This is a genomic window from Xanthomonas sp. NCPPB 2933, from assembly GCF_056725225.1.
Window position 1 is genome coordinate 3337211 of sequence record NZ_CM161518.1, and the last position, 24089, is coordinate 3361299.

Sequence of the window (24089 nt, forward strand, 5' to 3'; positions counted from 1 at the left end):
CCTCGCATCATTGAAGGAACCGCATCATGCCTACCACCGTGAAGCAAATCCCCGGCTTCCGCGTCATCGCAAACGGCAACAACATCGTGGTCCAGGCCGGCAACCCGACCCAGTACCTCGTCTCGCATATCGCGCCGTATCCCAACCGGGATCTGGTGGTCGGCAACACCTACAGCATCTCGGACCCGAATTATCCGCCCGGAATCGTAGTAGAGCTGGTGCACGCGCCAGGTGGCGGAATGCTGACCGCCACGTTCCAGCAGCAGACGTAATGTGGACCGGCGGCGACCCTGCCGACACGCCGGGCCGCCACCGGCTTGCGGGCAGTCACGATGCCAGACCACCGGAGTGACACCCATGCGCTATCGGAGGATGCAATGACGGGCAAAGTCTATATCGCAAACATCAGCGCCTCGGCCGCGACGTACTCCATCAACAACACGCCTGTCAGCACGCCCGCGCGCCCGATGAATTCCGCCACATGCACGCCCTACTTCGTCATCGTCGCACGCTCGCGCTACCCGGACCCATCCGGCACCTTCGCTATGGGATCCAACGACTTCTCCGTGCAGTTCGCGGACACGATTCCGCCCGAGCACAAACAAATCGATTGCGTCGTCGTGATTCCCGACAGCAGCTCGATCGACGATGACCTGATTCTCTACGTGTTCCGCAATTCGGTCAGCCTGCTTTCCAGCCGAGGGATCGTGCTGCCCGACACCACACCAGCGGCTTGAGGTAAGCGTCGGAGATGGGTTCTTTGACGGGGCTGAGTCGAACAGATCGGATTGGCCGCCATGCGCACGCCTGCTTCAAGAACGCCAACCGGTTAATGGATGAACTGCGCTCTTGACCAGATAAATTTTGGGCATCGTAAGACGGATGTGGCTCTATAAAGTCGCCAACAGCGCATTGAGCGCTTTGGATAGAGGCTGAACTCAGCCACCTTGCTGCCGGACGCGTTTATAGCCGAACCACCCGCCTAGATTCGGCGCGAAGGTGGCAGCAAATTAGGCAACAGTGGCCTGCGTCAGTCTTGCCAAGAAGTCGAAGATGTCCCGACTTGCGTTCTTCTCGGATCTTCGGGATCTCGAGAAAATCTTAACGCTGTGGTCAAGCAACAACGCACCTTGATTTGGCGGAGAGAGTGGGATCGGATCACGTCCGACTTAACCCATTCAATCCGTTGCAGAAAGCGTGCTCGGCAGGTTTCCTGTCAATGTTTCCTCGATCATAGCGCCGGGCTTGGCTCGATTGCTAGCGCCCGCTTGCCATCGGCAAGTTGCTGACGCCATTGTCTGTCTGCATAAACTGGGACCTCACAGACATGAGCAACTCAAACAGCCCGCTTGAAGCACGTGTCGCCGTGTTGGTCGATTGCGACAACGTCCCGACCGACATCGTGGAGCACGCGTTGCTCATGGTGGCCCAGTTCGGCCGGGTCGTGCTGCGCCGTGGGTATGGCAACCACAACACCCTCGCCAGCAAGTGGCAGGAAGTCCTGGTCCGCCAGGCGTTCACCCCGTGCCTTCAATATCAATACGCCTCCGGCAAGAACACGGCCGACATCGCTTTGGCGCTCGACGCCTTGGAGGCGTTGTTCGATCACCGAGCCGACACCTTCTGCCTAGTCACCAGCGACTCGGACTTTTCTTACCTTTGCCGCAAGCTCCGGGAGCGTGGAGCGACGGTCTTCATCGTGGGCGAGCCCAAGACCCCGGATGCTTTGCGCAACGCCTGCGACCAGTTCTTCGAATGGGACCGGAAGGCCAAGGAAGCGGCAGCACCCGAAGTCCAGGGCAATGAACTTCCTGTCCTGAAATCGGAGGCGGCGAAAGAAGAAGCGCCCCGCGCTGAAGCCAAGCCGCTACCCAAGCGCCGCCCTCGGTTCTTGGTTGAAGCCGTCACCCTACTGACTGGAGACACTTCTGAAGGCAAGGTTGGATTGGGAGCACTGGGCCAATACCTCAAACGCACTGACCCGTCTTTCTCACCCAACCTCTACGGCCACTCCGGTCTGCTCAACATGGTGAAAACCTACGACCTGCTGACCACGCAACGGGAGGAGACCGGCGGCTGGTCGGTCAGCATCGCGCACAAGCCAGAGCCCGCCGATACGGCGTGATTGCTCCCGTTGCCTCAGCGGACCATGTGCTTCTACAAACGACAAATCGGGGACGCCGACCCAGTTGAAATCTTTCCTATTCATCAAATGGCATAACTGCCATCGAATTTCTTCGTGTATTCAAATTTGTGAAATGCAGCCACAAGCGAGCTCTTGCGTAAGCACCGTTTCTTGGTTGGATGAGGGCTTACCCAACACAGGAGCACCCATGCACCACCAAACGCAAATCCAAGTCGCCAGTCGCTTGCTCGGCCACCTCCTCCGGCAACACACCACACGCCGTCCCCCTAACCAAGTCGAGGACATCCAATACGCGCTCGACCTAGCTGCCGAGCTGTTGAGGCTCGGCGGGCCAGGACCGACCAGTCAAACCCAGGCGTCAGCTATGGCACCCTCTAAACCCATCCTCGTCAAACGAGCGGCCGTGGATCGCAGCGTCGTGCCGACCATGCCTACCTCCATTGAGGAGTGGCGAGAGGCGCGCAAGAAGAAGGACAAGGACAATGTCCCCCGCCCCAAGGAGCCTATTGGGATTGAACGCGCAGACTTGCGCCCTCGCCCTCGCGCCTGCCGCTAGGGCCCAAGGAAGAAAGCCCCGCATCTGCGGGGCTTTTGGTATCCATCAGGCCTCGATGAACATGCCAGACGGATTAGCGCCGGTGGCGCGGACACTCCCCTTTGTTTTGGAATCGACAGCCGAGCAAAAAAGCTTCGATTCGTAGGCTCGTGCACAACGCGGGGTAAGAGCGCGTCCGCTTACGGCCAGGAGCGGACATTTGGAACGGGCCATGTCACGATAGGGAGCAGTACCGGATTGAACGTAATAAAAGTTCTATCTTCAGGCTAGTATTACTGCCCATCATTGGATGATTCGCATGGAAAATTTGTACTTGGACTTCAACGTCATCAGCTACCTAAGACAGGGACAACAGCCAGCGTTGACGAGAGCCTTCAATCATGCCGCTAAAAGTCAGCTGGTAGTTTTTAGCCCTGCACACTTGGAAGACGTTGCTGCCTCAGCAATAAGGGATGCGGCGCCGCCTGCCATCATCAAGGCTGAGATCGACTTTCTCGCCAAGATTGCTGGCAGAAACGGACTTCGCCCCATCACCCTCGATCGAGTCGTTCTGTATGACGAGTCGCCACACGACTGCTATGCACGCGTAGTCGCCCAGTACGATAAGAATGACGTTGCCGAAGAGATAGATGCTTCCGTCATAGCCGATGCGCACGAAAGTCCTGCCGGGGATCCCAGAGAGATGAACAACGTTCCCCATACTGAGATACTCGGCCACATTATCTATCGCGAGCTCATCGTGCGCACCCTTTTCGTCCGGGGACTTATCGGCAGGAACGAGCAGGTACGCGCACTTTCATGGCAGTTCGATGATCTGAAGGATCGATTCAAGGTGCTTCAGGAGTATATTAACTTGGCCGCAAATTTTTTGGAGAAAATAGGCTATCACCGTGAAGGCAGAGACAAATCTCGCGCCCGGCTTCATGACGTTTCGCACATCATCTATGCAGCCTACTGCGGTACATTTGTTACGGCTGACAAGAAGCTAGCGAAAAAGGCCATGGCCATATACAGCCTGCTCGGTATCCGAACGCTTGTTCTTCTTGACAAGGAGTTCGCGGCCCAACTGCCACTCGATGTGTTGAATTCTGCGGACGGGTGACTGCAGGCTCTAACGTTGGAAATTGGCGCCCACGTGCCAACGGCGGTGGCGCAACGCTGCTTCGCAACGGCTATCGGCCCTTTATCGAAGCGGCAGTTGTAAGCGAGCGCGGCGAAGAGCCACTAGAGGGCAAGGGTTCGTTCCAACGTGGATCACCTCACCGTCAAGCTGTTTCGATGCCAATGGGACGCTCCCTGTTCACTAGGCGAGTTCAGCCGCCCGGGCCCTGTTTCGGCCAGAAGCAGACATTGACCAACGCCTGAGTCAAGCCGGCCCGCCCAATGCGGTCCGGTTAAGCCCGAGACCGCTAAGCGGGAATCGGCTTGAACGAATTATTAAACGTACGCCTATTGAAAGCGGATCTTTGCGGGAGTGAATTTGTAGAGCTCGGATTGAACAATTGGAACTGTGCAGCCGAGCGAAACTAGCCTCTGCTTAAGCTGGTTGTACTCGATATCCGTCAGCCGCGGATCTAGAGCAACCTCTGAGACAATCTTTCTCCAGTCAAGGCCGAACACCGCAACACTCACGTTTGCATGAGTCCCCTCTGTGTCGTGAAAGAGGAGGCGCACCTCGTTCTCATGCTGGAACTCTGGTCTCTTGATGAGCAATGTCTTAGCAAACCTGTGAGGCTGTCCGCCGAAAGCTAGATCGTTGAAAGTAGTGGTTGCGAGAAATTGTTCGATCTGTGTTCTTGACTGGTAGTCAACAGTTCCAATCAAGAACTTGAGACTAGCGAACTTATCGCTGGGATCGTAAAAGTCAAAGAAGAGGTCGCGGATTGTGGTTCTTACCCTAATTCCGTCCTTGTTTGGGCTGTAGATCCGCCACATGGCGTCACTGTCGACATTTCTCGTCCAGCATTGTCCGTACCAACTCCTTGACAGCTGAGAGAGACTGACGGCCGTCCCGTCTGGTAGTTCCGCCTCATTCTTTAGAAAGAAGTTCTCGAACGGATCGTCCCAGGATGAAGGGTGTACGAGTCCGTTCTTGCCGGTGGTGATTAGATGCTCGAACCAACATGTCGAAAAGATCCGATAGATCGGCTGATCAAGGTTCGAGACCCCAATTGCGTTGTTTTCCATCGATGGTTCTCCGAACATCTTTCCCTCGCACGTCCAACTATCTAATAGCCGGATCCCTGGGTCCGACTATACGACTTATCCACAGCACACCGTATGGTGGGCCATCCCCTGGTACCGCTCGATCTTAGGACGACGGGGGCCGGCTAACAAGCCGACGTGCAACCGGATTCAGCGAGCTGACCAGCCCGCAAAGGTCGTGGAGAAGCATTGATGGATGTCCGCTTTGGATCGTAAGCGGACAGTTGCATCGCGGGGACGCTATCGCTTAAGCCAGACGTTCGCTTTGGGCCAGAGGTGGAAATTGCAATGTCCTAGTCGCCTGGAAGTTGAAGTGCAGTAACACAGTGAGATCATCGTGTTCAGCGTTGCTCCATTGCGTGGCACGCTTTGCGAAACGGTTTCACTCGCGCGCAGCCGCTGAGGCAATCTGCATACGTCCAGCTTGAGTGAAGTCGGAGATCACGCTTCAATCGGCTTGGCTCGCCCTGACGTGGACCGTTCCTTGTTCAACCACCTCACAATCCTGCTCATCAAGCTTCGATCCATACGCAAACAGTCGGCGATTTGGCTGGGCATGCCCTCAGCGGTGACGCTAAGCCACCAAGGCACTTGGAAACCGGATGCAGTCAATGGTGGGGTGAACGTCGCCGCAGCTTCGGCTGCAATGGGCCGGGGTTTAGTCATAGTATCCATCCGGCGCTACATGGTGCATCGCATAGCGCCTCAAGAGCATTAAATGGCCTCTATCAGGGGCGTGGCCGGCGGCGTGTTGGTTGCGGCGCTGGCACTGGCGAAGGCTTGGGCATGGCTGGAGTAGCGTCGATAGATGCAACAGAGCCATGGACGATTTCAGGCTCTGGACTTGCGAGCATCGCTTCGCTCCACTGTTCCACTTGAGCCGCGCGGATCTCAATCTCGTTCTCGTCGTCGTTCCACCGCTGCTCGGAGACCGCTGCCCGGGCTGTCGCCAGTTCGGCTGTGCGTTTTTCCAGCACGGCCAACCGCCGTCCTCGTCGCGTTTCCCATTCTTGAGAGGACCACTCGCCATCGGGGCGAGGATGGTCGCCGTTGAACTGCTCCCATGCCTGCTCAGCTAGGTGGAAGAGCCTCTCGGCACGCCCTAAGGCGTCGGTCCTCTGCGCAAACTTCAGCACACTCCGCTTCAGCCGGCCCAGTCCATCGACCAGCCCGTTGAGCCACCTGCGCAAATCGACACCGTCGACAAGGGCTGATGCATGCGCGGTCCACCGCCCCACCAGACACTGCGTAGCGGTCAACGCCAAGTCGGGCCGAGCCGAAAGGATCTCTGCCAGGTCCCGAGCCGCCTCCATGGCCAGCTCACCGATGGAGCGCATTGGTCGCGGTTCCATCTCTTCTGCAGGCCGACCAAGTGCCTCGGACAGGCGCATGCCTCGAAGCCCGTGGATTTCCAATCCAGGCACAGAAGCTCGGAGGTGGTTCTTGGAGCCAGCCCGGCGTCGACGGTCGCGCTGCGCTTGGTTATGGCTATGACCAGCGGAGCTCGGAGTAGCCCTACCCTCTTGCTCGGCTTGCGCGAGCAACCGTTCGAAGGCCTCTTCGTTTTCTCGAACGATGCGCGCGTTCTCGGCGCCCAGCTCTGTGAGCACGCCCCGGCGTTCGAGGGCGGACGCCGCCTTACCCATGTGCTTGGTGGGCTGCCGGGACAGCACCATGGCTTCAGCCCAGTCACCGCGAGCCAGAGCTTCCTCGGCTTGGACCTCCAGGCGGCGATGGTCGACCCGAGCATCGATGCCCGCAGCCGCCAAGTGCTCGTTGATGGTCGACGCCATGGTTTGGCGAACCCATTCGATCTCGATCTTCCCCGACGCGCCGCCATCCAACTCCCGCGTCTTCTCGGCAAAGCCGTCGCTGGTCAACCGCCGCGTGGTGGCGAGGAGGTGGACGTGATGGTTCAGACCGTCACGGGAGCCTGGCGAGTGGATGCTGGCTTGCACAGCAAACCCGTAGCGGGCGACCAGCGCTTGGCCGATGGCCGTGGCGAGCTGGGACCGCTGCTCGTCGTTGAGCTCGTGTGGCAAGGCGACCTCGAACTCGCGGGCCACCACCGAGTTCTTGCGGTTCTCCGCCGCCTCGGCTTTCGGCCAGAGCTCCCCAGGGATCAACGCCCAGTCGGGCGCGTCCTGGGGGACCAGGCAGATGGTCTCCACGACACCACCGCGGCGGCGGTAGTCGTGGCGCTGTCCGGTGAGGTGGTCGATGAGTAGCAGACCGGCCCGGTAAGCCGCTGCGGCAACGGCAGAGTCCCCGCGGGAACGACTAAAAACTTTGACACGAGAGTGGTAGATGGCCATGCAGAGCTCCGGATGAGGTTGCTCTCTTTATGCCGTGGCTTTTGATTTGCGCAAGCGCGGAGCGCTTGGGGGTCCGGGGGCGTAGCACCTGGCGCGCGCTATGTCGCAGACATTGCATCAGTGCGCTCTTGCTTCTTTCTTTTAAGCCTTGTTTTTCAGGCTTTTCAATTTTCGAAGCGGCCGAAATTCGAGACCACCTCAACGCTTGACGCGAGCCGTTTTCCTGATTGACTCATTTCCAAGCGACAGGAGAAACGCATGACCGCAACGAATCACTACCGAGATCAAATTCAGCGGGCCACCGAGCGCTTAGCACAGCTGCAAGCGAAAGAGCTTTTGGCCAACCAGCGCCGCGAAGCAAAGGCGCAGGAAACAGCGAGGCGCGAAGAGATGAGACGACGGCAGCGAGTGGCTGACCTAGTCTTCCAGACGGGTGCCCATGCACTAGACGAGGCAGAACTGGAAACGTTGCTGCTCAATCACATGAGGGACCGGGCAGGCTTGCTCCACTAACCTTGCACTATCAAGTCAGCTTTTTTGCAAGCCACCCAGTGCTCGCCCATGGTCATCCGAGACCCTTGCTCCTGCTGGACGCCCCTCGGCTGCATCGGTTCCATGACTTGCCAACGGATCTAGCCCTGCTTGATAGTGCGGAAGAGCTCTACGGACCAAGGACGGTGATGGCGTGAAGTCCCGACTCTATCGCAGCCCTGATGATCCTGTAGCTGTCCCGGTCGAAGCCCAACGGCTCGCCTTTTAGCTTCCTGGCCGCTGTCAGTGTCGTGACGGTGCCAAGGTAGTGCCAGGCATCCAGCACATGGAGCTGGCGCAAGTTCTCGCCCTTCTCTTCCAACGCAATCCGGCCATGAAAGGGCCAGGTTGAAAGCTCTAGACGAATGAGTGCAGCCCGTAGGCGCTCTTCGTGCTCGTCCAGGGTCTCACCTCCCGAGCAAGCGCCGGCGCAGCGCTTGAGCATGGCCCGAAAGCACGGGCGACCCGAGGGTAGCCGCTCAAGCCCCACCAGGGCGTAGCAGAGCCGGTGGTCATCGGCGATGCGCCGCAAGCTTTTTTGAGCGGACTGCGGGCTGGAATAAAGCCCGTAGAGCATCGGAGAGGAGGCCACATCGTATTCTGCCGAGTGGACGATGGACACCTCGCCCCGATAGAGCCGGATGGAGAACTGCCGCGGCACCTTGCGGAGCAGCTTGTTGTAGAGCGGCATCTGACGTTTGACCATCTGTGCCTCCAACAAGCGCGCCCCAGTGTCCCCTGCCATGGGGATACAGGAAACCGAAGTCGTTTGTCGCAGCAGTAAGGCTTCTTCCTGGGTGCGACAATGGTCCATCACCCGGGTGCGCACGTTGACGCTCTTGCCAATGTAAAGCGGTAACAGGCCTTCCTTCCCGTGAAAGGTGTAGACCCCTGCGGTCTTGGGAAGTGCTTCCACGCAGTCGCGCAGATGCTCTGGGTAGGCGTAGTCGAGAGCGATGGATGCGCGGCGGGCCCGTTTTGCGCTGGGCATGCGTCAGTGCAGCTTCACGGAGGGGTCGTATGTCGGATTGGATAGGCCGCCGATGGCCACCCAGTGCGCATTGATGGCTTCAAGCTCGCGCGAGGGACCTATGCCGTCGGCCTGAACCAGCGCGATGTCGTCCGAGTTCTCGGCCGCCTGATCCATGACCGGGCCCAACAGGTCCTCAAAATCGTCGGCGAAGAACTCGCAGAGGTTCTCTCCCGATGCAGCCAGGAGAATCACGAAGTAGCCGGCGCCTGGTTGCTGCCACCCATCGATCCGCTGCCAATCCAAGGCATTGGGGCGCCCGCGGAGTCCGGCCAGGAAATCGTTGGTGTCTGGGGTTTAGGCCAGCACCAACAAGGTGCCGCACTCGTAATGATGGGGTGGCGAGACTTCCGAGGGCATGGAACAGGTGCGTTGAGAGCAGGCCAGCAAAGTTTCGCTTCGCCCCGTCTCAAAGGCTGCGACGGCTGCTAACGCTGGCAGGTGCCGACGTAGGTCAGCGAGCCCACGGATTCGGAAAAGCCGGTCTGCACGCAGTTGCCGGTCGGATCCTTGGTCCAGCAGCGGGAAGTTACTTCGAACCCCTTGCAGCCGTTTGCTTCGGTGTATTGCTTGATCCACCCCAGCCGAGTCTTCTCGGCAGACTCGCTGTCCGGCGCGTAGTTGGCGGCCGTCTTGGCCGTCATGCGCCAGCCGGTATCGGTCATTTCGAAGTCGCTAAGCGAGGGGCGATCACTTGCTTCGCTTCCATCATCCTGCAGCACCGCCCGCGAGTGTTTCCAGAATGGCACACGCCGCCGGTCCGTTGTAATATCGAAATTCGAATCACACGAATAAAGAGGTGCGAAAATGAGCAGCCTTCCAACTCTCACTGCCTCGGAACAGGTCGCGGACACGATTTCCTTGGCCACTCAGATAATGATTAGTTTGGAGTTGTCGGCTTCCGATAGCACCCTAACATCCACTCTAGAGGATGTTTACACTAACGCGGCGAATGAGTACCAATACGGACAGGGGATCGCGAGCGTTGGCGTCGCCGCCGCTACGAACGCGGTTGAGGCAACAACGACCGAGGCGAAGAGCGAGATTAGCAAGTGGGAGGATGAAGCGCTTGCAGCCTCATCTCTTTCTCTTGCCGCCTCAGCAGCTCAAATCGCTGCTGCGGTATTCAGCTGGGCGCCCGGCGTTAACCTTTGCATCGATGCAGGTGCGATCGCCGCGTACTTCGTGGCTCAGGAGCTTCAGCAGTCCGCAGAAGATTATGAAGGTACTGTCATCAGCTATATCGGAAATTTCAACAATAACACTATCGGCCAGCCGGGGCTTGAAGCGATAAATCAGTGGAATACGGCTGTTCAGAACAACGTGATCAACTTCAAGAAGCTGTCACTTGGAGCGACAAACGAGCAGATCCAAGCGACTTTGATGGCTATAACTAACAGCCTTCTGAGCTCAAATCAGGCATTAACTCCACAGAATTACGGCAATGTCGTTTATGGTGTTGCATTGGCGCGCGCAAACAATCCTGGAATCGATCAGGCTTGGAATAAGGCAATGGTTGCCATCTCCCAAGCTCCAGCAGCCGACCTCCCCTCTACAATCGCTAGCCAAGCGGCAGCCCTTAAAGCTGCATTCCCCGGCGCATGGGACACGACTGTTACAGTTATGTCCCTCTTTACGTCGGTTATGACAATCGTGGATTTTAAAACGTGGGTGACTGTCCGAAGGGTTTTCCAGTCCAATTTCGCCGACACCGGAAATGTCGCCGCTGCCGACCAACTGACGCAAGCGGATCCGGAGGTCGCGCGCTTGGCGAGGTGGTCGACTCGGGTGAAGGTTCTGGGATCCATAGTAAATGTCGCGGTGGCCGTCATAAGTATCATCGCCATTGTTGATACCGTTGAAGCGGCGAGTAAGATGACCGACGCTGTTAATCAGGCTCACGACGGCATGTTGCAGTATCTTACAACTCTGATCCAGGACGCAGCCGGGCAGCAATCGGCAACCAGCTCCTGATTGCATTCCCGAGATTAAGGCCGGTTTGAAGAAGACCGCCACATGGCAGGCGAAGGTATTTTAGAAGCTCCTCATCACCGCGCGACAGGTCACCCTGCGTCGCGTGCATCGCCATTTCATACTCGCTTCTTCGCGGCTTCTTGTGCCTGCCTAAGCAGCCGACTAGGGCCGGGACTCACAACCACCACATGATCGCGGCGGCGAGATGGATGCTGCCGAGGAAGTTGGCGGCGAGCCGGTCGTAGCGTGTGGCGAGACGGCGGGAGTCCTTAAGCCGGCAAAACATGCGCTCGATGGCGTTGCGGCCTTTGTACAGGGTCTTGCTAAAGCAGCTTTTCCACAGGCGTGTGCGCTTGAGCGGGATGTTCGGGACGGCGCCCTGGCTCTCGATCAGTTCGCGGACGCGGTTGGTGTCGTAGGCGCGGCCCGCTCAGAGGTAATCTAGCCTATTTGCATTAAACAGTATGAGTATGATGAGCGAAAAGGGCACCGTTTAATTTCGGCTTGATAGGGCCTCCCAATGGGAGGCCCTTTTAGTTTACGTGATTGTTTCGATGGTTCGCAAAATTAATGAACGTTGTATCAACGTAGGGTTCGCTGAACCACGAAGACCATGCCAGCTTTTTTTAGCCTGCGCCGCAGGTCTTCCACCTCTTCAAGACTAGGCTTGTTAGCGAACTCCAAGCGTATATCAGCATCCTCAAGCCCTGGAATAGTCAAATATTCCTCGAACGCAATGTATGGGGTAGCGCCCAACTCCGGGCTCCACTCGCACACCTTCAGGTGGGGGGCGTCCTTGTGAACTGAAACGCTCATCTATAACTCCTTCGTGGCGGGTTGAGAAATCCATTTATACATTGACATGACCTACCAGGGAATGTCGTCGTCGAGCTCAACAACGTCGACCGACGCGGCTTCTGGACCCGCTGCCGGCGCCATCATCTCTATCAACCGCTCTCCTTGATCCAATAGGTGGTCGTAGGTCATGACCGTGATTCCATGCATGCGCCGATTGAGACCGTGGAGTGCGCGCTGCTGCTCATCATTCCAATCATGGGAGCGCCCAATGACGATGGTGGCGCGTGGGTGGTAAGCAACTACCTCCTTGTGGTCGAGCAAGCCCTTGTCTGCGAAGTCGTGGAGCATGTCGAGATATCGATGGCACTGACCGATGGCTTTTGATACCTCGGCGGAAAAGTAGTGATTCTTGTGGGCCTTGTCATAGAGCAGCACCTCCATGTCGGGCCGCTTCAGTTCGACAATGTCTCGATAGCCAGCAATGACGTTAGGCAACATCAGGTCGATGTTGTCCCCGGTAGTGATTGCCCGCACCTCGTCCCGAACCACGTAGGCATTGCCAAAAGCCCAGCAGTGCTTCTCGCACCACGACTGGTAGACTTGCTCTGCTGATTCGCCGCGACCCAAGCTGGAGCGCAGCTCGGCGACTGCGGAGCGCATCTCGCTGAGACGAATAGATCCCCGTAGCGCGGTAGTCAGCTCATGAGTGAGCTCCGTGCTAGCCAAGTGCTGGACCAGGTCCGAATGGGAGAGCACCTTAGTGAGCGCGCCGACCAATGACTGCGGATCATACCCGGTTAGATCTGCGGCTCCGTTCGCCACCTTGATGAGAATGAACTCGCCGGTCTCGGATTGCTGGGCCAAAGGCAGATGGGTCTGCAGGTATTTAAAAAGTTTGAGAGTCGATACCTCGGTGAGGTTGATCGTCCTGGATTGGTCTTCCTCCCAAGGCGAAGCTTTCGTCTTTTTGAACCCCACTAGCTTCATGGAGAAGCCGGTATGGTCACTGTGCGGAATCAACCAACCAACGACATGAAGCTTGGTCTTGGACGTTTCGTTGAGCACGACGACGGGGACATAGTCCAACTTGCCACTGCTCGCCGTCTTCCGAACAACTTTAGTCAACTCCGCTGTCCCGTTCATTGGATCCCTCCCTTCGCCCACGCTGCCCCGATAGTCTCAGTTCTGTTTCGCAAGCGCCATGAGGTGACGCAGCGCTCCCGCGCGATCCTGCCAGGCATCTACGTTCCACGATGGATGGTAAACCCACGTCATCAGGGCTGACCCTCCCTCGTAGTCCAATGACCAGACTTCTCGGAATTCGATGTAACGTCGCTTGCTCTCTCCTCGATTCACCTGTTGGGCGATGAAGGGCTCTAAGCCCGTTTGCGGTTCACCATGACTGAAGAGCCGCCAAGCGGTGCGACCCAGCACCAGCACCACATCCGGCCGAAGCACCGGCAGAATGTCTCGAACCAATACGTCCCCGCCATCGCGCAGCGCCTGATTTCCTGGCCGGTGATTTGCCTGGGAACCTGCGAACGCTTGGGAGAGATTCATGAATGCCACACGCCTCCAAGCTTCCGCGGCTTCCTGCAGCTGGAAGCCCTGTTGCCCGGTGAGCACCATGTCTAGCGCCCTGAAGAAGGGGCCGTCGCGGCCGTTCCGGACCGGCAAGGCCATCTCACGGAAATGATGTTGAGTGAAGGGACGGGTCACTTCTAACGAATCGCTTAGCCCCTCCCTCCGGTAATGCGACTCGCCCAACAGCAAGACCCGCTTCCCCTGGATCCCTTCCCAGTAGAGGTCGCCCCAATATGGTGTGAAGCGGACGGCGACGGGCCACCTGTAGCCTGCCAAATTCTCATTAGCCTCTCGCGCCAATCGCAACATGGCTAAGCCAGTCTCTGTCATGTTCACTCTTAGCAGCTGACACTTGAAAAAGACTGGCACTAGTCGGTGCCGGCCAGTGGAACTCTTTTCCTCTCTGTCCTTCTCGAAGGCCTAGCTCAAAGCAGAATCTGCGGCCGGCTTGGACTTGCTGCTGGCTCGACGGTTAACGAAAAAAGCATCAACTGCGACTTTTGCTGCTTCGCGCCCGCCCTGCTTTTCAGTTACATCTTCGAACTGAGACAAAAAGCGGTTCTGCGCTTGCTCCACGTATACGCGAAGCTTCTTTTGCAAGACCTCTAGTGCTGGTCCATAAACTGAAATACGGTTCGCTCTGTCACGGACCACCCATCGTCATGCGCGGCCCTTGCTCCTGTTGGACGCTTTGCTGCTGAGTCTGTTCGAGCGCCTGCTGGCGGGCCTGGTTCTGCTGAATGGTTTCGGCCTGCTGAAGGTTCTGTTGCGCCGGCTGCTGAGAGGCCTCGCGCCCGTCGACATGCGCATGGAAGAACGGTCCTTTGTCCCCGAAGGGCGCATAGACCGCAAAGACGTTTTGCGCGCCATTATCTCCCACGCCTCCAGACACCCGGTCCACCCGTTGCAACAGCAAGTCTTCGGCTTGCTGCTTGTAGAGCGACGCCGACACGTTGCGGCTCTCCTCGTCGTTCCAGTTGCCCGTGCCTTTGACCCAGTCGTGGATGCGGGCATAGGTCTGATGGTCGGCGTGTGCCGGGTTGTCGGCCAGCACGGCCTGGTCGCGGGCGACGGACTGGGGCGCCGTGTCCGGCTGGCCGGCGCCGCCTTTTCCTATCTGCCGAACCTCACTGGGACGTAGCTGCCCATCAGAGATATCCGTGAACCCAAAGGCTTTCCCCTGCCCTCCCAGCCCAATGCCTGCCGCCTGGATCTCTTCCACCGAACTGCCGAGCTCTTTTAGGTTGAGGCCAAGGCTCGGAATCGCCTGGCTGGAGGCCCGGTCTAGGTCACGGGATACGGCAGCCCCAGCGGACACGACATAGGACAAGTAAAAGGCGTTGTAGTCGGACTGTCCTAATGCGCCCAGGCCTTTGCCGGACTGATCGAACTGACAAATCGCCACGGCTTTTACCGCCGGGCTGTCGATGCGGTTGTCGGTGTGCTGGATGCCCTGGACATCCATCAGGATGCCTGGCGCCATCCGCCCATTTGTGACGCAGGGCGTAGTCGGGTCGAGGCGATAAAGCAGTTCCGCTTCGCTGACGTTGCTGTCTTGGTGCTTGACCCGACTGGCCACCGAATTCATCGATACCATTTCGGCGAGCGCTTCGTTCTGCCGGGAAGCGTTGATGTATTCCTTTGCCAACGGAGTGATGTCCACCGTCGCATCTCCGTAGCGCGCACCCTCTTTGAGTGCCTCATCGATTCGGTAGGAAAGCTTATAGGTGCTGAGGTCGTTAGAGCGGGCCATCAAGGCATGCCCCGTTTCGTGCCCCAGGACTCCGGTGAGCTGGTCTATCCGCTCTGACCTAGTCGGTCGCTGCAACACGTCGGTGTTTACGCTGATCGTTTTTTCGCCATGGCTGTAGTGCCCACCTTCGTTGGGCGTGCGAGCGAACTTGATGTGCTCAAGGTCGCCGTTGTCGATGGCTTTGGTCATCACCTCAACCAGGTAAGGAGAGGACTCCACCGCCTCGCGGAGGTCCTTGGCTGCACCTGGGGACAGAGACGATTGCTGCTCGGTCTCTTGGAGCATGCGCTCGATGCGAGGGTCAAGCATCGCTGCGCTCCATCTCAAAGCTGATGATCGTCACGCAGGTCGGCGCGTCCCGATGGTCAGGAGTCACGGCAATGTAGAGCCCGAGCGAGGGGCCGACGATCTTGTCGAACGTAATTCGCTGGTCGTCGCCAAAGGTTGGCACATACACCCGGAAGCCGTCGGCTTCCATTTGCTTTTTCAATGCGTCGTAGGCAAGGCAGGCGTTCGGGGTAAGGGTAAGTTCCACCCGGTGCCCGGGGAGCTTGGGCGCGCCCTTCCACACAGCCCATTCGTAAGTGCCCTGTCCCACCTCGCCGGTCACCCCCCTGCGCTCATGCTTGGCGTCGGGAGGAAGCGCGATGCCCAACACGCGCTCCACGTTGGCGGGGGCGGAGTCTGCTTGGACATGGAGAGCCTTGGCAAGTGCTCTGATCTGCTTCAGAAGCTGGTCCGGGGTGTGCTCAGCCCCTGGTTGCAAGGCGGGATAGCCGTCCCAGGTCATCATTGGCGCCGAACGCTCAGGGGCGGCTGCATCGACAAGTGCCGCGACGCGGTCCTGCTCGCGCCGAACGTCAGCCGAGGTCGGTTCCTTCATGGCTTTCTCCTGGTGGGCGTTTGACGATTGCGCGCACGCGGCCACTCCCAACAACAGCGTGCCTGCTGAAAGGGCTTTGGCGATGCGCCTTCCTTGACTAGGTATATCCATGGCCAACATCCGAGTGTCGGGAGGTTAGACAGCTTACCGCCAGCGCCTGGACTCAGGCCAATCAGTAGATAGAGGGGGCTATGCTCATCCCCTTGCCGCTGGGCTCACACTTTTCTGGCCGCCGATCACCAGGTGGTCAATGATCCGGATGTCCAGGATGGCCAGTGCTTGCTGTAGGCGCTCAGTGACTTGGCGGTCGGCGTGGCTGGACTCTAGATTCCCGCTCGGATGGTTGTGGAAGAGGATAAGAGCGGCCGCGTTGAGCTACAGAGCACACTTGACGACGACCCGGGGTTGAATCTAGCAGCCTTCGACTGTGCCGGAGAACAAGTGCTCGCTTAGATGGCAGCTTTGCACACCGCTCCGCCCTGGTTAGCCAAGGTCATCCACAATGCTTTGCCCTGCTCCGCACTCATTTCGCTGAACTGTGAAGGCTCCCAGTGGGTGTGAGTAAGCAGCTTGCCGAGGTCCGCCAGGATTTGCTCGCACTCCTGACCGAAAGCGAAGACAGCGTCGTAGGTTAGGCCCAGCGTGCTGATGTCGAAAGGCGCTGGATCGTGTCCCAATGGCTGCATTTCCCAGTGGGCATGACGCTTATCCCGAAACGTTCGAATGCTGTTGCCAACTGAATCATTGAACAGCTCTTCCATCGTCATGGTGAGCCTCGACCATTCATTATCGAAGTGAGCTAAGTTTTTTTCACGATCTTGCCGCCGCCATTCCTCTTTGGCTTCCTGGCTGAATCCATCCATCGGCCTGTCGTAATGGTAGTCATCCATCTGGCCGTAGCTAACTCGATATCGCTCACGAACACCTGACACGTTCAACTTGCGCCAGATGTTGGTAAGACTTCCGGTCTTCTTGCCCTCGTCCAGGAATAGTCTCGCCAATTCGCGGATGTAGTCCTGTCCAAGCAAGGGGACCAAGTGGTTCCATAACTCCGCCCCTAACGTTCTGTCCAATTTGGCCTGCATCGCTGCCTGCACTTCCTTGTCCTGGACCAGCGGCTTGACCAGATGAACGCGTTCGTCCAGGAAGTGAACTTCGCTGGTCAATGCCCGAATCCACCCATCGATCTGCTGGATACGCAGCTCCAACTCTTCCGCGCTTGTCACTGCTCACTACCCCTTATTTTCCGCGTCCACCGGCACCCTATGGAAGCTCGGATTAAGCCGTTTGACGCGCGTCTACATTGCCGTTTTGGAAGCCCGTGGGCAGACCAGGAAGGCCTCAGCGTTGAGGACCTTGCGGGTAGCGCGCTGGATGGCTCGATACTTCACACTGGTAAACCCCGCGTATGAACGCGTCCCCCGAGCACTTGCGCGACACCATCCTCTCTCGGAGCCGCGCTGCTAGACAAGCTCCTATCATAGCTATCAAGGAGCTGGAGCGGCGTCTTGCGCTTGGTCAATTCCCATATTAGCGGCGTAATGCTCCGGAAATCCCGCTGCGTCAAACACCGCCTTAAACTTCCCAAAATAGTAGTTCAAGTCAAAGTGATGGAAGTCGACCACTGTGATGTTGATACCGTCCTTGTGAGAGCCCCTGTCCAAGAAGCGCGCCAACGGCGTAAAGGAAGCATCAGTGGCGGCCACCTTCTTCAGGGCTTCTTTGAACTTCCCTTCTTGGTGAGTAAACCAGAAAAAGTGCTCAAGAATGCATCGCATGGCGTTGGGAACCATGATGGCGGGCGTATTGGAGTCGCGCGCATCCCTAAGCACCTGCCACAACGCCTGATAGTCATTCATCATTTCCGATGCCTTCATCGGAACAACCTTTGTAAAGTCCGACTTTACCACCCGGAGCAGCTGGCATCGCTTGGCCTGGTTCGCCAACTCCGGCCCTACTGTCTGCCGGAGCATCTCATGCAAGAAGAAGAGGTTGTGGGTCAGCACGATCACCTGACGCAATCGCGGCACGCCCTCGGGCGGCTTGATGAGTTCTTCCTGGATGATGGAGGCAATGTCGAACACGAAGTTGTGCGACAGGCTAGAAATCGGGTCATCGATGACAGCAATGGTTCTGCCCAGGTCGACAGGACCAGCGTCTGCCTCGTCTGAACCCGTCAGGCGCTCGAGGAAATAGAGGAACGAGATGAGTGTCTTCTCGCCCTCACTGAGCGAAGCCATGTCGCCCTCTGTCTGCCCGGGACGGCTTAAGCAATAGAGATGGCCCTCTCCTTTCCTCGCAATGCAATACGAGGTGACACCCATGCCTACCAAACGTGCGTTGATCTTATCGACGGCCGCTCCCACACCTGTTTGGAGCTGCCCCAGTTCCTTAAGACGAACGGAAATGTCTTGCAGGCTCTTCTCAATGGTAGCCTTCTCGGCACGGTCCGTTGTAAGCGCCTCCACCAACGGGGCCTTGCTCGCTTTATACGCATCGTATACGGGAGCCCGTTCCCGCCGCATCACCTGCCAAAGCATCGTTCGGACACGCCCTTGTTCAGTCGCCCGATCAGCGATTCTGGCATTGAAATCTGTGACTCGCTGGTTGATGGCGCCGATGGCATCCTTCATTGGCTCGACATCACTTGCCGCGACTTCATAAGGCTCTGCGGGCTTGTCGACCTTGGATCTCATGACCGAACTGTTCGCCTTGAGCCGTGCCAGCAAAAGTTCCCAAGCCTGAGACAGAACCGCATCTTTCTGCGCAAAGGTGTGACTAAAGACCTGCGCTACAGACACTTCTATCTGCCCGACAGTCGTTTCATAGCGATCAGCGAGCAACTTTACCTGGTCGACACGGGCTTGCCTGTCTCCGTCAAGAAGCTTGGCCAAGTCCTCGGTGAACTTCTCCGGCAGCTTCTGCTGGCAGAAGGGGCAGTCGTCTCCGTGTGGGATGTCGCGCCCCTTCCCTACCCAGTCGCTATTCCCCCACTTCTCAATCAAAGGGGCCAGCCGGCTAGCAGAAGAGACCACGATCCTCTCGGCCCAGATCGGATCGGCTTCGATAGCATTGAGCCCAGAGAGGTCAACCGAGACTTTTGCTTGAGCAGTCTCCGAGCTGGTCGCGTCAGCAAGGCGCTCTTCTAGCCGATCCAACCCGTCCAGCTCGGCATCGTCGGCGACAGCATAGGTCTCCAGGTCGTCGAAGAACTTCTTGCGGTCGCCGTGAGACCCCTTCAAAAGATCACGGAAAGGCGGCTTGTTGTAATCGGAATGCGCCTTCCAAGCTCCTGCTATCGCCACCTCCTGGACTTTCTTCCCTGCTTCGATCGAGTGGTAAATCTTTTTCTTGACCACTTCTAGCTGAGCCTCAAGCGCCTCAGCCGCTCCCTTCTTGCCTTCGATCTCAGCTTGGGCCTGAGCGTCCAAGGCCCCAATGGTGAAGATTCCAGGAACTCCTCCTGCCGTGCGGATCACCTTGTCCACGAACCGTTGGTTGTAGACAAGCACACGATAGGGAGCGTTGTTGGAGGTGTGCATCTGGCAGTGAGAGAAATTCTCATCGCCGCCGCTCAGGCCTTGAATGACCTCTCCGATGGCACTCTTTCCCGCGCCGTTGGTTCCATAGAGGAACACTGGCTTGGGGGGCGTTCCAGGTTCAAAGCTAATGGGGAGAGCAACCGTAGGGTGGAAGCTCTTGTATCGATGAATCGACAGACCGGTAATCAAGGTATCCCCTTGGCAACGCCATCACGTGCGAAACCTCGTGTAATCCGCGAGCGCGGCAACTCTCCGCGCACTTTCGGCCTTATATGCTGCGCATACGGTTCAGCTAAGGAAAAAACCATCACCAACCCAAGTGGATATACGCCGCTCGGCGAGATCTGAATTGTCAGAAATTTTCTTAAGAGTATTTTGAAAGTTACCGAATGCCCTTGCCCACTCTGGATCATTCGGCCTACTGCGCAAAGCTGGGAGCTTGCGAAGACCGGAAACCAAACGTTCACTACGCACGGCGAGCAACACCTTCTCCAGCTCACCAGGAGTGGATGCAGCAAAGACTGACACCAGATTCTCCGGTATCCGATGATCATCTTCCATCCACATGTTGAAGGCATCTTCAAGCGAGATAATCTCCTCCAAACCGTCTCTGGCAGTAGCGATCGTTGCCAGAATCTCATCATCATCTACAAGCGAATACGACTGAATCACTCTCTCATCAAACTCCTTGGCGCCGTTAGATCTACGCTGCTCCACCCAGGCCCTGATATAGGAGCTTGCAAGCTCTGACTCACCCAAGGACCGCAGCAAACGAGCAAGTGACTGAAGACTATGCGCCGCCTCCATATGTGAAACAGGAGGCCAAGCTTGACGCATGGCAACCACAATCTCGCCAGCGTTGTCCTGCAACGTGTCGTGGTAGGTTCTCCAGGCATCGTGCCAGTCATCCTTCAAGCGACGGCTTTCAGCGTTGGCCTGGAATTCAAGAACCGCGGCACGTAGCTTATCGATATCGGGAAATCCTTCTCGAATTGTATGGATTAGTTCGTGGTCAAGCGACGTGTAGAGATACAGGCCATACTTACGAATAGCCTCCTCGGAAGCCTTTTCCTGCTCCGAAGCGTCCTTAGAGCCTCGTGCGAGTGCGGAGACGATGCGACTCTGCCCAGTCACTCGTAGCACCATGTCAAATGGGGGCGCGCCGTCGCCAGATCCAAAAGCCGAGTAGGCGAGAAGAGACAGCACCTTAGAAATATGATCAACGGTGCCTGGTTGAAGCATGTTCTTCCCAGCAGATTCAACCACCAATCGAATCGCCCTTGAAGTCCGTTGAATCAGTCTAATGTTTGAGACACCCAAGCTTTCGAGGTGTGAGAAAGCACTCTCATACCATAGCTCTTGGACATCCTCCGACAGACCAAGAGCGACTGTATCTCGCAATGTTGGCGTGTAGTTCAACTCGCCATGAAACACCTTTTCCTTATTGTCATTCCAAATGGACTGATCGGCATCTGAAAGCCGGCCATTATTCAAAATGACAACCACCCGACAGTTGCGGTCTTCGACCAAATAGGACACAAGTCCCAACACGTCACGAAGACCGAGAGCAGAACCGCGTCGCTCAACATCATCCAAGCAAATGACTCGGTCGCGAACGGCATAAAAGCTTGCTCGCTCGTAGAGCTTCCCGGCCTTACCGCCAAATTTTGGAACAAACTGAATCAGGTCTCCCAGCCAACGCTGCCCTCTCCACCAGAGGCGAGTCAAGGATCGCTTGAGTCTCCACTGTGACTGCGCATCAATATCGAATTCGGCTGTGGCTACACTTAGTGACGTTTTAAGCTCTGACAGCGAATTGATACCAAAGAGAGAGACGTAGGAGTAACGCTGCCTCCACGGCTCCGCTGCAGAATCTTTCAAGATTCGGTGGCGCCAGAAGTAGGTCTTGCCAACTCCCCATCTGCCTTGAAGAACGATGGCAGAGGACGCTTTGGCGGATAGAAAGCCTTCTATGGTCGTCTGGATGGACAAGGCTCCGCTTCCTACGGCAGTGTTGATTCCCGGTAACAAACTAACATGAACACACGTCGTTTACAATTCATTCATTCATTTTTCAGCCTTAACAAGCCGCCGCACTTGTTAGCTTATTTACTGCAAACAGTACAGCCTAGTTGTCGCTCAAGGCACCGGCGAGCTCATCTTAGACCGTAGCCTAAAGCTTCAGATTGATCCGCGCTTTAGCTCGATACCAAGGTTCAACCTCTCCAGCCTGCATAGCCATTTCAGTCACATTGCGCGTCGATTTCACCACCCTCCAAATAAAGCGCTTGCCATCGGACGGCTTATGCCAAAATTCCGCATTTCCGGCGGAAGGATCAAGCACGAAAAAAATGGTTCTTGGGCGTGCCGTGTTCCTTTTGCCACGGAATTCATCCGCACAACAAAGGAGCATGTAAGGAATCAAATTCACATTGAAATCCTTAAAGGACCACGTATTCCAATCAGTCGCTCTCTCCAGCAAAGGAAGAAACTCCTTCCACTTGAGCTGCGGGCAATTAGCAGACGCTCGATAATAAATGCTTTCGATATTATCAAGCGCATACTGTTTAACCTTTCTGGCCTCAGCGGGACCAGACCTCTCCACAGCTTTAAATATCGAGTAAGCATTGGCAGCCGCCTGGACAGTGGGGCACTTGGAGCCCTTCTGATGCGCAAAATGTGTTGCCCGCTCGGTCGAGAGGTCCGCCGAGATCCTCATGGCTTCGCCACATATGGGGCAAGACGGTGTGTCGCCATGGTTATGGACTACCCACTTCTCGATATCGATGATCAAGCTTGACGACGTTGCTCTATTGACCGCGACCCTCATAACTACCCCTGCCCATCCTGGATGCGGCATAGTTTAGCAATCGAGATCGAGCCAATTCCGCACGAACCTCTATTTTTCTGCCAACGGGCGCTTTGGCAGCAGAAATTCCTTTGACCAAGCAATCAGCTCATCATCTCTGAAGAAGTCAGGCTCGCCTGAGCCTGGGCTTTTTTCGGGTGAAAAAAGAAGCCAGTTGGATTCGTGGCACGCTCGAGGATCCGGCTCAACTGTGTAGCCGAGGCATCTGAGCTCGCGGATGCATTCGTCAATTTTCATTAACAGCTTTTACTGCGAAATCAGAATAAGTCAATGCCTACCCCGCCCATACTTATCGACCAAGGCTCGGCCATCGACGCTAGCTTTCACTCGGCCGATCCTCGCAATCGGCTGACAACAAAGGGGCGGCCGGTAGTTCATGAGGCTGCTGCGGCAACTTAGGCCCCCCGAACACTCTATAGAGCTCTCCTGCCAACTGATCACGTCTTGCAAACCCATAGCTTGACAGGTGAGGATTCGGAGCGAGAACAGTCTCCAGGCAACCGGCCAACACACTAAAGAGATCGGCGCGGATCAGCATCAACATCACGTCGCATTGTGTCCAACCCGGCCCGATTCTGCGATTGAGCTGCGGCGTTCCACCGTGCGCATACTTGTGGAGCCACTTGGCAGCGCCTCCCTTTTTGAACCCATCCACTATGGGTTGGATGGGTGGAAACGTGGAGGTCAACTGAGCGGCCATGTTTCCCAACATCGGGACATCATCAATGGGGTTGTCAGACCCATCCAGTTGGAGACCCTGAACCTCATCGCATGAAGCCACGTAGACGAACCAAAAGCCAATCGTAGAAGCTTCCAGAATAGGACGCAGCAACGCAGCCGCGGCGCCGTATTCGCCCGCCTCAACCACACGAACCAATGCGGAGTGGTGCTCAAGCGCCAAATCGATCGCACACCTAGCGAAATCCACACGCAACGAGGTCGCGGCGGCTTCGGGCAAGAGAGACCTGAAGCATTCGTTCTGTTGTCGCGACTCGGTGCAGCGGCCGAGGATGACCTTGAGAGATTCGGCTTCCATGGCTTCTCGTAGCGATGACTTTGCGTAAGTTTGCCACTCAGGCACCCACCGGAGGCCCCTGACTGCGTTTCCCCGAATCGTAGAGCTCGCCTTGCCTTAAGACGCTGATTAGATGAAGGGGCGGGCTATGCCCACCCCCTTGCGGCCAGGCTGACGCTCTTCTGGCCACCGATGACCAGGTGGTCGAGGACTCGGATGTCCAGGAGGCCCAAGGCTTGCTCCAGGCGCTTAGTGACTTTGCGGTCGGCTTCGCTGGGCTCCGGATTGCCGCTCGGGTGATTGTGAAACAGGATGACTGCGACGGCGTTGAGGTCCAGGGCACGCTTTGCTACGACTCGCGGGTGGACATCGCACCCGTCGATGGTGCCGCTGAAGAGGTGCTCGGTGGCCAAGATGTGGTGCTTGGTGTCGAGGAAGACGACCCCGAAGACTTCGTGCGGCAGGTGGGCGCAGCGGGCAATGAGGTAATCTCCGGCTTGGTCGGGGCTGTGGATGCGGCCTTGGCGCTGAAGGCGCTGCTCCAGAATAGTCGCTGCCGCGAGGAGAATCCCCTCCTCGTCCATCTGGAGTTGGTATTGAGCCTTCAGGTCTTGGGTGCGCTTCATCGGTTCTTCTCCACCAGCGCGTTGTGCGCCTCGTGGGAACCGACAGGCGAAGCGTCCGGCCCGACCGCACCCGAGAGCGAGAACCGCGCAAGCGGCGCACAGCGAAGGGCCGCAACAGAGCGCCAGCGCCGAGAAGGAGGCCTGTCCTTGCGGTCGGGCCAGCGAAGCTAAGGTCCCTTTCAGAGGCCCAGCGCTGGTGGAGAGCTACTGATGCGCGACTCTCATGGCCGTGGTTGAAACACCAAGAGGACTGCCATGCTGC

25 protein-coding genes and 2 pseudogenes are annotated in these 24089 nt (G+C 57.2%); 7 read left to right on the forward strand and 20 right to left on the reverse strand.

Translation table 11 applies throughout. From position 1 onward, the window contains the following. Positions 1 to 26 precede the first annotated feature (26 nt). The 5 genes from AC1PLU_RS13580 (at position 27) to AC1PLU_RS13600 (ending at position 3804) form a co-directional block, all read left to right on the forward strand. The gene (locus AC1PLU_RS13580; RefSeq protein WP_481106491.1) at positions 27 to 272 is read left to right on the forward strand and encodes a hypothetical protein; all 246 of its coding nucleotides are present in this window, start codon (positions 27 to 29) and stop codon (positions 270 to 272) included. A 105-nt stretch (positions 273 to 377) separates the two neighbouring features. After that, positions 378 to 737: a hypothetical protein gene (locus tag AC1PLU_RS13585; RefSeq protein WP_481106492.1), complete on the forward strand. Its 360-nt coding sequence runs from the start codon at positions 378 to 380 to the stop codon at positions 735 to 737. A gap of 590 nt (positions 738 to 1327) precedes the next feature. Then, positions 1328 to 2125 carry an NYN domain-containing protein gene (locus tag AC1PLU_RS13590; RefSeq protein ID WP_481106493.1) on the forward strand — a complete coding sequence of 266 codons (798 nt, stop codon included), beginning with the start codon at positions 1328 to 1330 and terminating at the stop codon, positions 2123 to 2125. Positions 2126 to 2333: 208 nt separating this feature from the next. Further along, positions 2334 to 2702 (forward strand): hypothetical protein, encoded by a 369-nt coding sequence (locus AC1PLU_RS13595; protein ID WP_481106494.1) that lies wholly within the window; start codon positions 2334 to 2336, stop codon positions 2700 to 2702. A 298-nt stretch (positions 2703 to 3000) separates the two neighbouring features. Continuing rightward, positions 3001 to 3804 carry a hypothetical protein gene (locus AC1PLU_RS13600; protein ID WP_481106495.1) on the forward strand — a complete coding sequence of 268 codons (804 nt, stop codon included), beginning with the start codon at positions 3001 to 3003 and terminating at the stop codon, positions 3802 to 3804. A gap of 347 nt (positions 3805 to 4151) precedes the next feature. On the opposite strand, the gene AC1PLU_RS13605 is transcribed toward AC1PLU_RS13600, so the two are convergent. Both AC1PLU_RS13605 and mobQ read right to left on the reverse strand, forming a co-directional pair. Beyond that, positions 4152 to 4889, reverse strand: a complete 738-nt coding sequence (locus tag AC1PLU_RS13605; RefSeq protein ID WP_481106496.1) for a DUF2971 domain-containing protein — start codon at positions 4887 to 4889, stop codon at positions 4152 to 4154. A gap of 746 nt (positions 4890 to 5635) precedes the next feature. After that, positions 5636 to 7222 carry a MobQ family relaxase gene (gene mobQ / locus AC1PLU_RS13610; RefSeq protein WP_481106497.1) on the reverse strand — a complete coding sequence of 529 codons (1587 nt, stop codon included), beginning with the start codon at positions 7220 to 7222 and terminating at the stop codon, positions 5636 to 5638. Positions 7223 to 7480: 258 nt separating this feature from the next. On the opposite strand from mobQ, the gene AC1PLU_RS13615 reads away from it, so the two are divergent. Next, entirely contained in the window at positions 7481 to 7735 is a 255-nt protein-coding gene (locus tag AC1PLU_RS13615; RefSeq protein WP_011346616.1) for a hypothetical protein, read from the forward strand. Between the two features lie 148 nt (positions 7736 to 7883). Here AC1PLU_RS13615 and cho read toward each other — a convergent pair whose 3' ends face one another. The 3 genes from cho to AC1PLU_RS13630 form a co-directional block, all read right to left on the reverse strand. Beyond that, positions 7884 to 8744, reverse strand: coding sequence for an excinuclease Cho (gene cho / locus AC1PLU_RS13620; protein ID WP_481106498.1), 861 nt, complete (start codon positions 8742 to 8744; stop codon positions 7884 to 7886). A gap of 3 nt (positions 8745 to 8747) precedes the next feature. After that, positions 8748 to 8978: a hypothetical protein gene (locus AC1PLU_RS13625; RefSeq protein WP_481106499.1), complete on the reverse strand. Its 231-nt coding sequence runs from the start codon at positions 8976 to 8978 to the stop codon at positions 8748 to 8750. Between the two features lie 233 nt (positions 8979 to 9211). Beyond that, complete coding sequence (locus AC1PLU_RS13630; protein WP_481106500.1) at positions 9212 to 9448, reverse strand: hypothetical protein; 237 nt, start codon at positions 9446 to 9448, stop codon at positions 9212 to 9214. 142 nt (positions 9449 to 9590) lie between these two features. Here AC1PLU_RS13630 and AC1PLU_RS13635 point away from each other — a divergent pair, with 142 nt between their 5' ends. Next, positions 9591 to 10757, forward strand: coding sequence for a hypothetical protein (locus AC1PLU_RS13635; RefSeq protein WP_481106501.1), 1167 nt, complete (start codon positions 9591 to 9593; stop codon positions 10755 to 10757). A 175-nt stretch (positions 10758 to 10932) separates the two neighbouring features. Here AC1PLU_RS13635 and AC1PLU_RS13640 read toward each other — a convergent pair. The 15 genes and pseudogenes from AC1PLU_RS13640 to AC1PLU_RS13710 all read right to left on the reverse strand — a co-directional run. Continuing rightward, a pseudogene (locus tag AC1PLU_RS13640) lies at positions 10933 to 11187 on the reverse strand (transposase); the annotation flags it as partial. A gap of 152 nt (positions 11188 to 11339) precedes the next feature. Beyond that, positions 11340 to 11573, reverse strand: a complete 234-nt coding sequence (locus tag AC1PLU_RS13645) for a hypothetical protein (RefSeq protein ID WP_481106502.1) — start codon at positions 11571 to 11573, stop codon at positions 11340 to 11342. A gap of 51 nt (positions 11574 to 11624) precedes the next feature. Continuing rightward, on the reverse strand, positions 11625 to 12698 hold the full coding sequence (locus tag AC1PLU_RS13650) for a Shedu anti-phage system protein SduA domain-containing protein (protein ID WP_481106503.1): 1074 nt from the start codon (positions 12696 to 12698) through the stop codon (positions 11625 to 11627). 36 nt (positions 12699 to 12734) lie between these two features. Then, complete coding sequence (locus AC1PLU_RS13655) at positions 12735 to 13274, reverse strand: hypothetical protein (protein ID WP_481106504.1); 540 nt, start codon at positions 13272 to 13274, stop codon at positions 12735 to 12737. Between the two features lie 285 nt (positions 13275 to 13559). Further along, positions 13560 to 13739: a hypothetical protein gene (locus AC1PLU_RS13660; RefSeq protein WP_481106505.1), complete on the reverse strand. Its 180-nt coding sequence runs from the start codon at positions 13737 to 13739 to the stop codon at positions 13560 to 13562. A gap of 43 nt (positions 13740 to 13782) precedes the next feature. Next, complete coding sequence (locus AC1PLU_RS13665) at positions 13783 to 15201, reverse strand: XVIPCD domain-containing protein (RefSeq protein ID WP_481106506.1); 1419 nt, start codon at positions 15199 to 15201, stop codon at positions 13783 to 13785. Continuing rightward, positions 15194 to 15775: a hypothetical protein gene (locus tag AC1PLU_RS13670; protein WP_481106507.1), complete on the reverse strand. Its 582-nt coding sequence runs from the start codon at positions 15773 to 15775 to the stop codon at positions 15194 to 15196. The genes AC1PLU_RS13665 and AC1PLU_RS13670 overlap by 8 nt, the downstream gene beginning before the upstream one ends. Before the next feature lie 195 nt (positions 15776 to 15970). Beyond that, positions 15971 to 16225 (reverse strand): annotated as a pseudogene (locus AC1PLU_RS13675) (JAB domain-containing protein); the annotation flags it as partial. Then, on the reverse strand, positions 16225 to 16941 hold the full coding sequence (locus tag AC1PLU_RS13680) for an AbiU2 domain-containing protein (RefSeq protein WP_481106508.1): 717 nt from the start codon (positions 16939 to 16941) through the stop codon (positions 16225 to 16227). The pseudogene AC1PLU_RS13675 and the gene AC1PLU_RS13680, both read right to left, overlap by 1 nt. 321 nt (positions 16942 to 17262) lie before the next feature. After that, positions 17263 to 19506, reverse strand: a complete 2244-nt coding sequence (locus tag AC1PLU_RS13685) for an AAA family ATPase (protein WP_481106509.1) — start codon at positions 19504 to 19506, stop codon at positions 17263 to 17265. Positions 19507 to 19605: 99 nt separating this feature from the next. Further along, complete coding sequence (locus tag AC1PLU_RS13690) at positions 19606 to 21309, reverse strand: hypothetical protein (protein WP_481106510.1); 1704 nt, start codon at positions 21307 to 21309, stop codon at positions 19606 to 19608. A 181-nt stretch (positions 21310 to 21490) separates the two neighbouring features. Then, on the reverse strand, positions 21491 to 22111 hold the full coding sequence (locus AC1PLU_RS13695) for a hypothetical protein (protein WP_481106511.1): 621 nt from the start codon (positions 22109 to 22111) through the stop codon (positions 21491 to 21493). Between the two features lie 105 nt (positions 22112 to 22216). Further along, positions 22217 to 22423 (reverse strand): hypothetical protein, encoded by a 207-nt coding sequence (locus AC1PLU_RS13700; RefSeq protein WP_481106512.1) that lies wholly within the window; start codon positions 22421 to 22423, stop codon positions 22217 to 22219. 79 nt (positions 22424 to 22502) lie between these two features. Then, positions 22503 to 23222, reverse strand: coding sequence for a DUF6988 family protein (locus AC1PLU_RS13705; RefSeq protein WP_481106513.1), 720 nt, complete (start codon positions 23220 to 23222; stop codon positions 22503 to 22505). 125 nt (positions 23223 to 23347) lie between these two features. Next, on the reverse strand, positions 23348 to 23827 hold the full coding sequence (locus AC1PLU_RS13710; protein ID WP_481106514.1) for a JAB domain-containing protein: 480 nt from the start codon (positions 23825 to 23827) through the stop codon (positions 23348 to 23350). Positions 23828 to 24089: the final 262 nt, after the last annotated feature.

What these genes read in the sequence shown, in the direction of transcription:
- AC1PLU_RS13580 (WP_481106491.1), top strand. Translation starts at nt 27, where the DNA reads ATGCCTACCACCGTGAAGCAAATCCCCGGCTTCCGCGTCATCGCAAAC.
- AC1PLU_RS13585 (WP_481106492.1), top strand. Translation starts at nt 378, where the DNA reads ATGACGGGCAAAGTCTATATCGCAAACATCAGCGCCTCGGCCGCGACG.
- AC1PLU_RS13590 (WP_481106493.1), top strand. Translation starts at nt 1,328, where the DNA reads ATGAGCAACTCAAACAGCCCGCTTGAAGCACGTGTCGCCGTGTTGGTC.
- AC1PLU_RS13595 (WP_481106494.1), top strand. Translation starts at nt 2,334, where the DNA reads ATGCACCACCAAACGCAAATCCAAGTCGCCAGTCGCTTGCTCGGCCAC.
- AC1PLU_RS13600 (WP_481106495.1), top strand. Translation starts at nt 3,001, where the DNA reads ATGGAAAATTTGTACTTGGACTTCAACGTCATCAGCTACCTAAGACAG.
- AC1PLU_RS13605 (WP_481106496.1), bottom strand. Translation starts at nt 4,889, where the DNA reads ATGGAAAACAACGCAATTGGGGTCTCGAACCTTGATCAGCCGATCTAT.
- mobQ (WP_481106497.1), bottom strand. Translation starts at nt 7,222, where the DNA reads ATGGCCATCTACCACTCTCGTGTCAAAGTTTTTAGTCGTTCCCGCGGG.
- AC1PLU_RS13615 (WP_011346616.1), top strand. Translation starts at nt 7,481, where the DNA reads ATGACCGCAACGAATCACTACCGAGATCAAATTCAGCGGGCCACCGAG.
- cho (WP_481106498.1), bottom strand. Translation starts at nt 8,744, where the DNA reads ATGCCCAGCGCAAAACGGGCCCGCCGCGCATCCATCGCTCTCGACTAC.
- AC1PLU_RS13630 (WP_481106500.1), bottom strand. Translation starts at nt 9,448, where the DNA reads ATGACCGATACCGGCTGGCGCATGACGGCCAAGACGGCCGCCAACTAC.
- AC1PLU_RS13635 (WP_481106501.1), top strand. Translation starts at nt 9,591, where the DNA reads ATGAGCAGCCTTCCAACTCTCACTGCCTCGGAACAGGTCGCGGACACG.
- AC1PLU_RS13645 (WP_481106502.1), bottom strand. Translation starts at nt 11,573, where the DNA reads ATGAGCGTTTCAGTTCACAAGGACGCCCCCCACCTGAAGGTGTGCGAG.
- AC1PLU_RS13650 (WP_481106503.1), bottom strand. Translation starts at nt 12,698, where the DNA reads ATGAACGGGACAGCGGAGTTGACTAAAGTTGTTCGGAAGACGGCGAGC.
- AC1PLU_RS13665 (WP_481106506.1), bottom strand. Translation starts at nt 15,201, where the DNA reads ATGCTTGACCCTCGCATCGAGCGCATGCTCCAAGAGACCGAGCAGCAA.
- AC1PLU_RS13670 (WP_481106507.1), bottom strand. Translation starts at nt 15,775, where the DNA reads ATGAAGGAACCGACCTCGGCTGACGTTCGGCGCGAGCAGGACCGCGTC.
- AC1PLU_RS13700 (WP_481106512.1), bottom strand. Translation starts at nt 22,423, where the DNA reads ATGAAAATTGACGAATGCATCCGCGAGCTCAGATGCCTCGGCTACACA.
- AC1PLU_RS13705 (WP_481106513.1), bottom strand. Translation starts at nt 23,222, where the DNA reads ATGGAAGCCGAATCTCTCAAGGTCATCCTCGGCCGCTGCACCGAGTCG.
- AC1PLU_RS13710 (WP_481106514.1), bottom strand. Translation starts at nt 23,827, where the DNA reads ATGAAGCGCACCCAAGACCTGAAGGCTCAATACCAACTCCAGATGGAC.